Annotated in this window: 10 protein-coding genes; 7 read left to right on the forward strand and 3 right to left on the reverse strand. The window is 45.4% G+C overall.

Features of this window, described 5'->3' with window-relative positions:
• Nucleotides 1-209 precede the first annotated feature (209 nt).
• Nucleotides 210-1,694 carry a peptidoglycan-binding protein gene (locus AR335_RS15800; protein WP_062237686.1) on the forward strand — a complete coding sequence of 495 codons (1,485 nt, stop codon included), beginning with the start codon at nucleotides 210-212 and terminating at the stop codon, nucleotides 1,692-1,694.
• 86 nt (nucleotides 1,695-1,780) lie between these two features.
• On the opposite strand, the gene AR335_RS15805 is transcribed toward AR335_RS15800, so the two are convergent.
• Nucleotides 1,781-2,485 (reverse strand): polysaccharide deacetylase family protein, encoded by a 705-nt coding sequence (locus tag AR335_RS15805; protein ID WP_082683561.1) that lies wholly within the window; start codon nucleotides 2,483-2,485, stop codon nucleotides 1,781-1,783.
• Between the two features lie 310 nt (nucleotides 2,486-2,795).
• On the opposite strand from AR335_RS15805, the gene AR335_RS15810 reads away from it, so the two are divergent.
• A complete protein-coding gene (locus tag AR335_RS15810; RefSeq protein ID WP_062237688.1) occupies nucleotides 2,796-3,572 on the forward strand; it encodes a hypothetical protein in 777 nt (258 codons plus the stop codon).
• Between the two features lie 40 nt (nucleotides 3,573-3,612).
• Here AR335_RS15810 and AR335_RS15815 read toward each other — a convergent pair whose 3' ends face one another.
• Both AR335_RS15815 and secA2 read right to left on the reverse strand, forming a co-directional pair.
• Nucleotides 3,613-4,518, reverse strand: a complete 906-nt coding sequence (locus AR335_RS15815; protein WP_062237691.1) for an accessory Sec system S-layer assembly protein — start codon at nucleotides 4,516-4,518, stop codon at nucleotides 3,613-3,615.
• Entirely contained in the window at nucleotides 4,518-6,896 is a 2,379-nt protein-coding gene (secA2, locus tag AR335_RS15820; RefSeq protein ID WP_062237693.1) for an accessory Sec system translocase SecA2, read from the reverse strand. The genes AR335_RS15815 and secA2 overlap by 1 nt, the downstream gene beginning before the upstream one ends.
• Before the next feature lie 395 nt (nucleotides 6,897-7,291).
• Here secA2 and AR335_RS15825 point away from each other — a divergent pair, with 395 nt between their 5' ends.
• From AR335_RS15825 to AR335_RS24245, 5 genes are all read left to right on the forward strand, one after another.
• Nucleotides 7,292-7,615 carry a peptidoglycan-binding domain-containing protein gene (locus AR335_RS15825; RefSeq protein WP_062237695.1) on the forward strand — a complete coding sequence of 108 codons (324 nt, stop codon included), beginning with the start codon at nucleotides 7,292-7,294 and terminating at the stop codon, nucleotides 7,613-7,615.
• A gap of 145 nt (nucleotides 7,616-7,760) precedes the next feature.
• Complete coding sequence (locus AR335_RS15830; RefSeq protein ID WP_062237697.1) at nucleotides 7,761-9,557, forward strand: SpoIID/LytB domain-containing protein; 1,797 nt, start codon at nucleotides 7,761-7,763, stop codon at nucleotides 9,555-9,557.
• Nucleotides 9,558-9,853: 296 nt separating this feature from the next.
• A complete protein-coding gene (gene wecB, locus AR335_RS15835; protein ID WP_062237699.1) occupies nucleotides 9,854-10,999 on the forward strand; it encodes a non-hydrolyzing UDP-N-acetylglucosamine 2-epimerase in 1,146 nt (381 codons plus the stop codon).
• Nucleotides 11,000-11,121: 122 nt separating this feature from the next.
• The gene (locus tag AR335_RS15840) at nucleotides 11,122-12,654 is read left to right on the forward strand and encodes a glycosyltransferase family 2 protein (RefSeq protein ID WP_062237701.1); all 1,533 of its coding nucleotides are present in this window, start codon (nucleotides 11,122-11,124) and stop codon (nucleotides 12,652-12,654) included.
• Between the two features lie 35 nt (nucleotides 12,655-12,689).
• Nucleotides 12,690-12,875 (forward strand): hypothetical protein, encoded by a 186-nt coding sequence (locus AR335_RS24245; protein WP_156419035.1) that lies wholly within the window; start codon nucleotides 12,690-12,692, stop codon nucleotides 12,873-12,875.
• Nucleotides 12,876-12,984: the final 109 nt, after the last annotated feature.

Here is a 12,984-nt window from a genome sequence, read left to right on the forward strand (position 1 = left end):
TGTGGTGCAATTGATTGGGTGCCAGGCACCGCCATTTACACACTTGTGTAACGATGGTGCCTGGCACCCTTATAATCAATTAGACCTAAGTCTCCTTCGTTCTACCCAAATATACAAAAAAGTTAAAAAATTCACTTGTCATCTGCCAGTTTCTTCCGATATATTTAGTAGTATATGGCACTTATGGTCGAATAAGGAGGGATACGCATTTGAAAAAGGGTAACACGAACGCGGTTAAAACTCTGGTCATTTCCTCTGCTTGTGCGGGGGCAATTCTGCTTCTTCCGTCCAAAGGAGAGGCAGCATTAGGAGATCAAGTGTTACGGAACGGTATGAAGCATCCGGATGTTAAGGAACTGCAGCGGGCGCTTTTGCATCAAGGCTATTTAAAGTCTTCACATGTTACAGGTTATTACGGGCCGGTTACCACAAACGCGGTAAAAGAGTTTCAGAAAAAGCACCGTCTTGTGATTGATGGCATAACAGGCAAGATGACCGTCCGGGCGATCACACAGAAACCAGTGGTCAAACCGCCTGCCAGTACTCCAAAAACGGTGAAAGCCACCTATAAAACGCTGAAACAAGGCTCTCAAGGGAATGAGGTAGAGCAGCTCCAGCGGAAGCTGAAGGAGCTTAAGTACTTTAAATACCCTAAGATCACAGGTTATTTCGGCAGAGTGACAGCCGATGCTGTAAAGGCTTATCAGAAGGAAAAGAAAATATCGGCATCGGGAATAGCGGATGATAAGACACAAAGATTACTCTTTAAGGCATCATCAGCATCTCCCGTGAAAAGCCAAAAGCCTGTCCCAGCTAAGCCGAAGCCGGCTAACGAGTCTTCGTTCATCCTTCGCTTGAATTCGATAGGTTCCGAAGTCCATGAGCTCCAATCTGATTTGAAAGCTCTTGGTTTTTACAATTATAGCCTGGACAGGATTTTCGGAAAAAAGACAGAGGCAAGCGTCAAGTCATTCCAAAAAGCGTATAAGCTACCGGTTACAGGAGTGGCGGACAGCAAGACCCTCACGATAATCAGTGCCGAAGCAAAGAAAAAAGAAGATGAAACGGCACCTCCTTCATCTGCAGATCTGCGGCTGCATTCGGTAGGTCCCAAGGTTTATCAGCTTCAATCCGACTTAAAAGTGCTTGGTTTTTATACATATAAGGTAGATAACATTTTTGGAAAGATGACAGAGATGAGTGTCAAATCATTTCAAAAAGCCTATAAGCTTTCCGTTACGGGAGTAGCCGACAGCAAGACCATTGAAAAAATCAAAGCTGAAGTAAAAAAGAAGGGGATTGAACCGGCTAAACCGCAAACAACGGCCAAGCCATTCAGCGTTATTAATCTAGTAGGTGATGCAGCAGAGCTTGTCGGAACGCCTTATACGTGGGGAGGCGAAACGGTGGAAGAAGGCTTTGACTGCAGCGGATTCCTTGTATACCTGTTTAAAAAGCAAAATGTACAGCTGCCAAGAACGGTAGCTTCTATTTGGGATGCTGGAAAAACGGTAAGCCAGCCGAAAGTGGGAGACATCGTATTTTTTGAAACCTATAAAAAAGGGCCATCCCATGCGGGCATCTATATCGGCAATAACAATTTTGTCCACAGCGGCTCTCGCGGCGTAGCAGTCAGCGACATTAGGCTGTCCTACTGGACCGACCGCTATCTAGGGGCTAAACAACTTTATTAATCTATAAAATTGGGTGCCAGGCACCGCCTTTTGACATATGTCAAAACGTGGTGCCTGGCACCCTTTTTTAAACTTGAACTTGCTTTTTATTTCTTCATCCCGAGCATTTCGGGAACGGTGACAAAGGTGTATCCTTGCTTTTTGAGGCGCTCGATGATTTTGGGTAAGGCTACTGTTGTGTTGCTCATATTTTTATGGGGGATGGTGTGCTGGAGGATGATCGCTCCAGGACGGGTCTCCTTTTTTACTGTATTCAGGATGGTGCCTGTAGAAACACCAGACCAGTCGCGGGTATCCACTGACCAGATGACGACTTTCATGTGGGCACGCTTCGCTTCAGAGATGACGAGATTGTTATAGCTTCCGTATGGAGGTCTCATAACGGCTGGCTGATATCCGATGAGGGGGTGCAGGAGTTGATTGGTCTTGGTTAGTTCAGAGCGGATTTTGGTGCGGTTTGACTTGGTAAGGGAAGGATGGCTGTAGGTGTGGTTGCCGATATAATGGCCGTCTTTGTGGATCCGTTTAATAACTGATGGATAGGCTTTCACCTGTTTTCCGACAACAAAAAAGGTGGCTTTAACATGATATTTTTTTAAAATGTAAAGAATCTGATCGGTTGTTTTTCCATCAGGGCCGTCATCGAAGGTAAGGGCTGCTACCTTTTTCGTTTTTGGACCGGAAGTGTATACTTCAGATGATTTTGAGGCTGTAACGGATTGGTTTGGAAGGATGAAGGAGCTTGCGAGCAATAAAGCAAATAACCCTAAGAAAAATATCCCCTTTTTCATGTTTTGATCTCCCTTTTCTCAAATGAGTTGCAATGGACAGCAGGCCTTATAGGTACGTGCTGTCCGTGTTTACCATCATTCGTCCCTTCATAAGAAATGAGCTGCATTTATAAGATTAGACGGCGGATTTTCCGAAAGGTTTCATTGTCCAAATAAATTCATGAAATCTTTGAAAAATCGGTTGGAGAGTTATTGACTTTTTACCCGTTCGTTACCATAATAGGAATATAGTACTCTATTTTTGGATAATAAATGGTAATATTATATTAAAATACTACTGGAATATGTAATTGAGGGAAGGGTCCACACCATGAAGGCAGGGGCAATTGAAGTCCATGACTGGAAAAGTAATATTGTTCCTCATCAAACAAACGAATGGTACTATCATTCTTTTAAAACCTTGCTTGGATTGAGGATAAAAGGATATCAAAACCGCCATCGTAATTACTTTTCTCTATATAAAAAAAACATTCGAACATTATATATAACGAAGCATGCGGCTTACCGATGGAACATACGCATTGGTCCGAACATGAGTCTTGTTTCCCTGCAATCATTTATGAATACGTTATGGTGTGAACCGGAACGGATGGTGATCGTCGGACGGAATACCGCCATTATTGACAATGAGATCGTCTTTACCTTTGAAGTCGAGAACGACAGCATGATCGTTACGACTTTCTATGGAAGGATCTCTATTCTGCCTGCCCTGCAAAGCATCACAAACCTGCATAAATTGAATGATTATCCTCATCAGCTGCTTGATCTTTATCTGCCGGAACATGTTTTGCGCCATCAGATGCTGCCGATCCTGCCAATGAATTCAATGATGTTCTCTGGCTCGCGTTTTTCGTATAAACTGGAGGAATTTCTGTTTGACCGCAATACTCAAAAATTGATAAGCGGGTACCGCCATTCCCTTGAAGGCTATGAACGAAAATGGTTCTTGTATACATTTATGAACAGCGGCCAGCTTACGGTAAAGGAATTAATACCGGGGCAAAAGCTTGGTAAAAGTGTGAACAGTGCGCTTCGTCTTTTAGGTCAGCCTCAGATGAAGCACAAGATGGAACTGCAGACGCAATAAATGAAAAAGGAGAAACCCAGCCGGGGTTTCTCCTTTTGCTTTATGATTGTGGAGGATAGACCTTCCACGCCGATAGATCAGGTGTTTTGTTAAGAAGAAGCGCCTCCGGAAAAATGAAGGTCCATGGCTTGCTCGTATTGGCCTTCACTTCAAAATCGGTAAGCTGGAATGCTCCTTTGGCGGTCAGCTCGCCGCTTGCGTCTTCAAAGCATAACGGCAGCTGCTCCACCTTGATGTCCTTGTCGCTTCCGTTGCGGATGAGCAGGGTAACAGACAGATCGCTGTTTTCACCGATACGGGCTTCGATTCCCATAAAGTTGATCTCACCGGCTGTAAGAGGAGGAAGGTTATTCACCATCTCATAGAGCCTCGTTTTCTGCATGTCATTCAAGCTGTTTTCCCAGCTTTCATGGAGCATGAGCTGGTGCTCAGACGGTGCTTTCTTCTTAAGTTCGAACGCAATTCTCCACTCTTCTTCGGCTGGAAAGCCGTTTCCGAGCAGGTCTTCTTCAGAAAACAGGAAGATCCACGGCTGGCAAGTGTTAGCCGGCAGATCGCCCATGAGCTCGAGGTCAAAGGTTTTCCGTGCGAAGACGGTTCCTTCAGTATCAAGAAGGAGCAATGTGACTTCCTCAAAACGGATGCTCTTTGACAGGGTGTTGCGGATAAACGCGTTCACCATAAAACTGTCGTCATCGGATACAACATCAATTTTGGAGATCGAAATCTGGTTCGGTTTTAATTTAGGCAGCTGGGCATGATGAAACTGATACACGTAGCGCTCCTGAACGGTGATATCCCATTCCGGATGGATGTGCAGTACAGTTTCAGCCACTTCAGCAACGGGATCCTGGCTCGCATCCGTATCTTGAACCGGCTCTACGACCGCCACGGGTGCCTCGTTTGTATCTTTACTATTTGTGCTTTTTTTGAAAAAGGATAGCATTACTGTCCTCCGGTTAATTCCGTTTGGCTGTATTGAACAACAGGCGCAAACTGGATGGTAATTTCTTGGTTCCATTCTCTATGCATGTCCAAAAAGGCTTCGTACGCGTCTTTTTCAAACATGCGGTAAGGATCTTCCTGAGAATAGCTCTTCAGGTGCATGCCTTCTTTTATAAAATTCATCGTTTCGAGGTGGCGCAGCCAGAGGGTATCGAGAGACCGGAGGATAAAGCCTTTCACCTCATGGTCACGCTCCATGTTCTCCTCTGCAGCCAAGCGTTCCATCAGGCTGTTCCTCTCAGCCAAAAACCCATCAACAACATCCTGGATCTCATCTTTTTCCATATCGTTAAACATAGAATCGGTCAACGTCTGTTCTGGAAAAATCTTTTGAAGGTCAGCCCGTAAACCATTAAGATCCCAATCCTCAAAAGGCAGTTCTTCCACACAATAGGTGTCGACCACATGTGTGGCATATTCCTTAGTACTGTCCTGGATGAGAGGGTAAACCGATGGTTCGTCCAGGATTCGGTTGCGCAGCGCATAAACGACCTTGCGCTGCTGATCGGAAACGTTATCCACCTTCAGCAGGTGTTCACGTGCGGAATAGAAGATTCCCTCAATCGAAAGCTGTACTTTGTTCACAAATTTAAGAGGGTCAGGCTTGATAACTTCCCCTGTACTGTTTGTTTCGGCTTTTTTGATCCATTTTTCAATTTCTTCTTTATCCATCTTGCTGAAGAGCTCGTCCTCAAGAGACAGAATGAACTGGGAGGAACCTGGGTCTCCCTGGCGTCCGGCACGTCCGCGCAGCTGGTTATCAATACGCCGGCTTTCATGGCGTTCCGTTCCAATAATATGGAGTCCGCCGAGATCAGATACGTCTTCACCAAGCAGGATATCGGTACCGCGTCCGGCCATGTTCGTCGCGATCATGATCGTTCCTTTTTGCCCGGCCATGGAAATGATGCGCGCTTCCTGTTCTTCGCTTTTTGCGTTCAGGATCAGGTATGGCAGGCTCTCCTTGTCGAGAAGGGAAGCCAGGTGTTCGGATTGCTCGATGGAGGTTGTTCCAACAAGGATCGGACGTTTGGTCGCGTGAAATGATTTGATATCGGTCACGATTCGTTTGAACTTATCAGCAAGTGTGCGGTAGACAACATCTGGCAGGTCAACACGCTGTCTCGGGCGGTTCGTAGGAATCTCAACGACATTCAAATGATACGTGTTGTAAAATTCCTGTTTTTCCGTAGACGCTGTACCTGTCATGCCGGACAGTTTGCTGTAGATTCTAAAATAGTTCTGGATGGTAATGGTCGCCTGGGTCTCGTTCTCGTCTTTGATCTCAAGCCCTTCTTTTGCTTCGATCGCCTGCTGCAGCCCGTCACTGTAGCTTCGTCCTTCCATAACGCGTCCAGTGAACGAATCAACAAGCATTACTTCCCCATCTCTTACGATGTAATCCACATCGCGTTTCATGACCGCGTGGGCACGAAGAGATTGAAGAACAAAATGGAACAGCAGCTGATGCTCTTCATCAAAGAGGTTGGAGATGCCGAAAGAACGCTCGATCGTCTGGACACCTTTCTCGGTAAGGAAGAGCTGCTTCGTATCCGCAACAAGTTCATAATGATCATCTCTTTTAAACATGGAGACGATCTGGTTTGTAATAAAGAAAAGATCAGCTGATAGCTGTGATTTATTGGCGATGATCAGCGGAGTTCTTGCTTCATCGATTAAAATAGAATCAATTTCATCGACAATCGCATATTGAAGCGGGCGCTGCACTTTTTCAGAAGAGTGAAGCACCATATGATCGCGCAAATAGTCAAAACCGAACTCATTGCCCGTTCCGTATGTAATGTCGGCGGCATAGGCCCTTTGCTTCTCTTCTTTAGAGATCTGTGATGTGTTCAAACCGACCTCAAGGCCAAGGAAACGATGGATCTTCCCAATGGTTTCAAAGTCACGGCTTGCGAGATATTCATTGACTGTGATAACGTGAACGCCTTTTCCTTCAAGCGCGTTCAGATAGCTTGGCAGTGAGGCAACGAGTGTTTTCCCTTCCCCTGTCTGCATTTCGGCGATCGAGCCCTCATGGAGGACGAGTCCCCCGAGAAGCTGTACGTCATAGTGGCGCTGGCCGAGGATCCGTTTGCCGGCTTCACGAACAACCGCGAAAGCTTCCAGCTTGATATCCTCCAGCGTCTTTCCGCTGTTCAGCAATTCTTTAAAATAAGGTGTCTTCTGCTGCAGCTCCTCATCCGATAAGAGTGAAATTTGGGCTTCCAGCTCATTGATTTGCTGTACTTGCTTGTTAAATCGTTTAATATCTGCGGAAGAGTATCCTTCCATAACCTTTTTTACTATTCCCAGCATAATAAATTTGCTCCCTTTGTCACTTGCATATATATGGCATTTCTATCATATAAAACTATTTATTGGATGTCTATTCCAAATCAATAATATATTAACAGAATTTATCGGTGCCTGGCACCCTGTTTTGACAATTGTCAAAAAGAGGTGCCAGGCACCACTTTTTTGTTTTAAAGGTATTCAAAAATAGAGAAAACCTGCCGATATAACGACTATAAATCTCTGCAAATGCCTTAGCGTTTAAGTCTGTCTTTTCATCCATCAACATTCATCATCCAATCAGCCTTTTTATTTCAAGATAAAAACCTCCTGGAAAACGATCAGCACACCAAGTTGATAGAAAGGCAGTGCTTGCGGCCATATTAGCCGTCTTGCATTCGGATGAGGATAGAAAGGCAGTGAGAGATCCATTGCGTTCAAAGCTGAATATACTTATTCGTCCAATTCCTGTGAAGAAGTCTGTAAATCTGGAGATCCTTACAAAAACCGCTGTGAAGTTATTTCAAAAGAAACACAGACTCAATGAAACAGGAATACCGGATGCCAGCACCCGATTTTTGCTGGCAAGCAAGTTACTGGAGCTGCACAAAAAGCAAACAGCAGCCCAGCCAGCTTTATCGCAGAATGCCGTGTATGCTGAGCCTGCAGGACAGGTCAGCATTCCGGCTCCTTTTATACGTGTCCTTCAAAAAGGAAAGAGTAATAGATTTGGCGGGGGATAGATGCCCTTGCTCTATCTATGTCGAATGAAAATTTTACAAAATTTAAAATAATTGTAGAAAAATGGGCTATTTTTCCTTACTATGTAATTAGTCGTAATTAAATACATATTTATACAATTTATAAGGACTTATGCAGGGGGAGAAGATGAAGAAAAAGAAGTTTCAAAGTTTACTGGTTTTATCCATGGCCATTTCCATTGCCTTTCCGTCTGCCGAGGCAGCGGCAGCGGATTCGCCTGCTTTAAAAATGGGGAGCAAGGGCACAAGTGTGAAACAGCTCCAGCTGGACCTGAAGAAAGAAACCGCCCCCAAAAAAGCACAAAAAGCTGCCTTTCCATCAGGCTTCAGAAGGGATCTAAAAAAGGGGATGAGCGGAAATGATGTCGGCAAGCTCCAGTCCTTTCTGATTAAGCTTGGACAAACCCTTAAGGCGGACAAGAAATTCGGAACTCAAACCTATAATGCGGTGGTCAGCTTTCAGAAAAAGAATAAGCTGAACGCTACTGGAACGGCAGATCTCATAACATTAAACGCCATCGTAAAGGCAAATACAACGGCATCAGCGGCAAAGCCCCTGGCTCCAGCTGTACCGGTGCCTTACCCGGAAGGCTTTAAGCGGACACTAAAATCTGGCCACCAGGGACCTGATGTCCGGCTGCTTCAGGCTTACCTGACGAAAGCGGGATACAGGGTAGGTGTTGACGAAGTGTTTGGGAAAAATACGTTTGAAGCCCTTCGTAAATTCCAGCAGTCCATCAAGTATAAAGACAACGGGATTGCCGGACCGAAAACGCTGACGAGGCTCGTGCTGAAAGCCACTGTTTCGCCTGCCTACAAAGGCTATTCTTTCTCCGGAAAAGGGTGGGGCCACGCCGTTGGAATGACGCAATGGGGAGCACTCGGCATGGCGCAAAAAGGCTTCGGTTATCATGATATCCTGAAGTATTATTACACCGGGGTTGATTTTAAAAAAATCGACACGTCGAAACAGAATATTCGTGTCTGCCTCTCAAAAGAAAAAACATCGGTTGACTTGAACGGAACAGGGAGCTATTCCATCCAGGACATGCAGGGCAATGTATTATTTGAACCGGCTGCTCAAACTCCAACGAACGTTACCGTGGAAGACGGGGAGTTTCTACTTACTAACGGGGACGAAACGGCCTATATTGATCAGCCTTTTAAAGTGGTTTCTGTAAAAGGAAAATATTTGTCTCATAAGAAAATGAATTACAATGGTGTGCTGGAAGTGTCGTTTTCCGACAATAAAAAGAAACGAATCAATGTCATCAACCGCCTAAACGTGGAAACGTATCTGCAGGGAGTGGTGCCATCAGAGGTCAGTTCCAAATGGCATCCTGAAGCCATCAAGGCCCAAACACTCGCTGCTAGAACCTATGCATTAAAGCACCTTAGTCCAGCAGGCAAATGGGACGTTTACGACACAGTCGATTCACAGGTTTATAAAGGTGTGGGCCAGGAAGCAGCCAACGTCAATGCCATCATCAATGGGGAGACAAAAGGCGAGGTCATCACCTACAAAGGTGCCTTGATCAATGCTTACTTTTCTGCCTCAGCCGGCGGGTACACGGTGGGTTCTGGATTCGTCTGGAGTACGGATTTTCCTTATTTAGTCGGTAAGCCAGATCCTTATGATCAGTCGAAATACGCGAAAAACTGGTGGACGTACGAACTAAGTTTTGAAGAGATCAGCAAAAGGACTGCTTCGTTCAATATTGGCGAGGTAGTCGATATCAAGATCGTGGAAAAAAAGTACACCCGGCCTACGAAGGTAAGAATCACAGGGTTTAATGGAACAATTGAAGTATCAGGTTCTGCGTTCCGAAAACTAATGAACGGGGAAGCCATGAAATCGGCCATTTATTCAGCAGATCTCGTTAAAAATGAACCAGTAGAAAAAGAGAGTTATCCAAAAGGATAACTCTCTTTTCAGGGGTTAGGGGTTAGGTGGTGGTTATATTAGCTATGTACCCCGCCTGTCTCTCATCTAAACCTAATTGAACAAATTTTTTTAAGATGCTGCGAAAACTTATTTATAAATCGCATACTGACGCTTTTTCAATAATAAGGGGTGATAGCTGGCGGTTCAATCACACCGGATTTACAAAAAATTGAAATACTGATTGTGGCTTGATTGACTACAGCGTAAAATAAAGGTAGCATGAATCATTAATGAATACATACAGCCTACACAGTTGTACTGAGCGAGGTATAAATATGAAGAAGAAAATTAAAGTAATGACGATTTTCGGCACTCGGCCTGAAGCCGTTAAAATGGCTCCGCTCGTCATGGAGCTGAAAAAGTACAAGGAAGAGATCGAGCCTGTTGTGACAGTAACGGCTCAGCATAGACAGATGCTTGATTCGGTGCTCGATACGTTTAACATCACACCCGACTACGATCTTAATATCATGCAGGACCGGCAGACGCTAAGCCAGATTACGACGAAGGCACTTACCGGACTGGAAGGGATCCTGATCGATGTCAAACCGAACCTTGTGCTGGTCCATGGGGATACAACGACGACGTTTGTGGCGAGCTTGGCCGCTTATTATCAGCAGATCGCGGTCGGCCATGTTGAGGCAGGATTGCGGACGCATAACAAGTTCTCACCGTTTCCTGAGGAGCTGAACCGCCAGCTTACCGGTGTGATCGCTGACCTCCATTTTTCACCGACGCCGGCTGCTGCCCGCAACCTGCTGGATGAAAATAAACAGGGAGACAGTATCTTCGTAACAGGAAATACCGCGATTGATGCGTTAGCCACGACCATTCAGGACGTCTACACGCATGAAGTCCTTGAAAAGGTGGGAAATGACCGCCTCATTCTTGTCACGGCTCACCGCAGGGAAAATCTCGGAGAACCAATGCGAAATATTTTCCGCGCCATTAAAAGAATGGTGGAAGACTTCTCTGATGTGCAGGTCGTCTATCCTGTTCACTTGAACCCAGCCGTTCAAGAGCTGGCTAACGAAATTTTAGGTGACGATCCAAGAATTCACTTGATCGAACCGCTCGGCGTCATCGATTTTCATAACTTCGCTTCACGTGCCCATTTGATTTTGACAGACAGCGGCGGTGTGCAGGAAGAAGCACCGTCACTCGGTGTTCCGGTGCTCGTGCTCCGCAACAACACGGAACGTCCGGAAGGAATCGGAGCAGGAACGTTAAGGCTTGCCGGAACAGAAGAAGAAAACATCTATACGATCACAAAAGAATTGTTAACCAACAGCCAGGCCTATGAGGAAATGGCGAAAGCGTCCAATCCATACGGAGATGGACAGGCATCACGCCGGATCGTCGAGGCTATACTCTACCATTTCGGTTTGCGTACCGAGCGGCCGGATTCCTTTCATGCATAATACTTTTACTATATAGTCCGCATGCCTTCATGAATTTTTCATGAAGGTTTTTTATGTTTTATTAAGGAGCCATCTGGGGAACATAAGGCCGTATGTATTCAATATTTTATTGGAGGGATCGTATGTCTTCACCTTTTCGCCAGACAGCCAGAGAAATACTTCAGAGTGATAAAATCGAAATCGTGAATCACCCTTCGAGGAGGCTGGCCAAATGGTTTGGCCGCAAAAAGAAAATAACCGTCGTTACAGCGGCTTACAATGTAGAGACGTTTATTCAGAAGACCGTTGATTCAGTCATCCAACAAACCATGGACTTTGATGACATAGAATATATTATCGTGGACGACTGCTCCACGGATAAGACGAAGGAAATTCTTCATCAGTATGCGTCTATGCATAAAAACATATGTGTGGTTTCCTTAAAAGAAAACACAGGAACACCTGGTACTCCGCGTAACATTGGGATCGAGCTAGCAACGGGAACGTACATCACGTTTTTAGACGGAGACGATTGGCTTGAGCCAGACGGGCTGGAGACGCTCGTGAACATCCTGGAGGAAACCGGTGATGATTATGCGGTCGGGAAAACGATCAAAGTCACTTCGGATTCTGAGACTGTGATCGGCGAGCATGAGTCGGTAAAAGAGAGGCGCAGCATCACACCGTACGAGATTCCCCGCATGTTTTACCATATGGGACCACGGGCGAGGGCGGTAAAGCTGGATCTTCTCAAAGAGCATGATATCGGCTTCCCGGATATGAAGTTTGGGGAGGACAAGCAGTTTTTCTGTGATGTCTTTTTCCATGTAGAAACGATTTCTACGACAACAAAGCCGGTGTTTTACGTCAACCGGACTGACGAAAATCCTGGTTCACTCACAAAGGTCACTTCTGTGCTGGATAAACGGCGCTGCGATCTGAAGGTCATACAGCATATTAAAGCGCAGAATTTGCCTGTTGAAAAAGAGAGAGCAGCGTTAACACGTCTGTACGAAATCGATATGTTCAAGACCTTTGACAGCCAGGTGTTTGTAAAATCGGATGAAAAAGAGGCGTTTGTTGACGTGCTCCGCGAGGCGATGGCAATGGCCAAAGACCTTCGCTATGACATCAGGGAGTCTTTCCAGGTTCCATTCTACCGAGCGGCCGCTGATCTTTTTCTGGAGGACCGGATCGATGATTTCATCAGGCTGTTCACGTGGCTGAAAAGAGAAAAGAACAAAAAATACGTGATCAAAGAAGGGCTTCCGTATTATGAGCTTCCTTTTTTAAAAGACAAGTATCAGCACATCCGGATCCCGATGCTTGCACGGGCTATCGATTCCTATACCGAAAATGAAGAGTATGTGCAGACCTTCGAAATTTACGGCGATTACCTTGCCAATGTAAACACGGTGTTGATCAGGGACAGAAAAAACTATGTTAATGAAATTCAAGCGGATTTCAAGATCAGCGGCAATAAAGGAGAATTCCGTATCCCATATGAGAAGCTGAACGAATTGAAGACAGCATTCTTTACGGTTTTCATCCGGTACAACGATTATGAACTGATCAATATCAAACGTATCTTAAAAAACGAAATCAACTATAAGGACCGCAAATTTGATTTTTACTCTACAAAAGCAAATAATATCGGACTGAAAATAACGGAATAACCTAGCAAGGGGCTGTCCAAGAAGTCTGTAAGCTGTTGATTTCCGTTCCAGGCTGCTCGCTTTCCGCGGGGCGTGCGGTGAGCCTCTTGGTGCAAGTACCGGCGGGAGTCTCACCTGTCACGCTAGTCCCGCAGGACAAGGAAGGCTCCGGCAGCTTTTTATCGCACGAAGAAAATGTGAAGTTCATTTTCGAGGAGTCTCGCATCTTCCACTTCAATTAACTTTTCATTGAAGATTTTTCAAGCCAAAAAGGGGCTGCCTGAAGGTCAATTTTCGACTTTCTGGACAGCCCCTTTTTTTTTTTTAGCTTCAGCATAGTTCCTCGAGACG

Origin of the sequence: Fictibacillus sp. FJAT-27399, from assembly GCF_001510655.1 — a bacterium.
Taxonomy (GTDB): domain Bacteria; phylum Bacillota; class Bacilli; order Bacillales; family Fictibacillaceae; genus Fictibacillus_C; species Fictibacillus_C marinisediminis.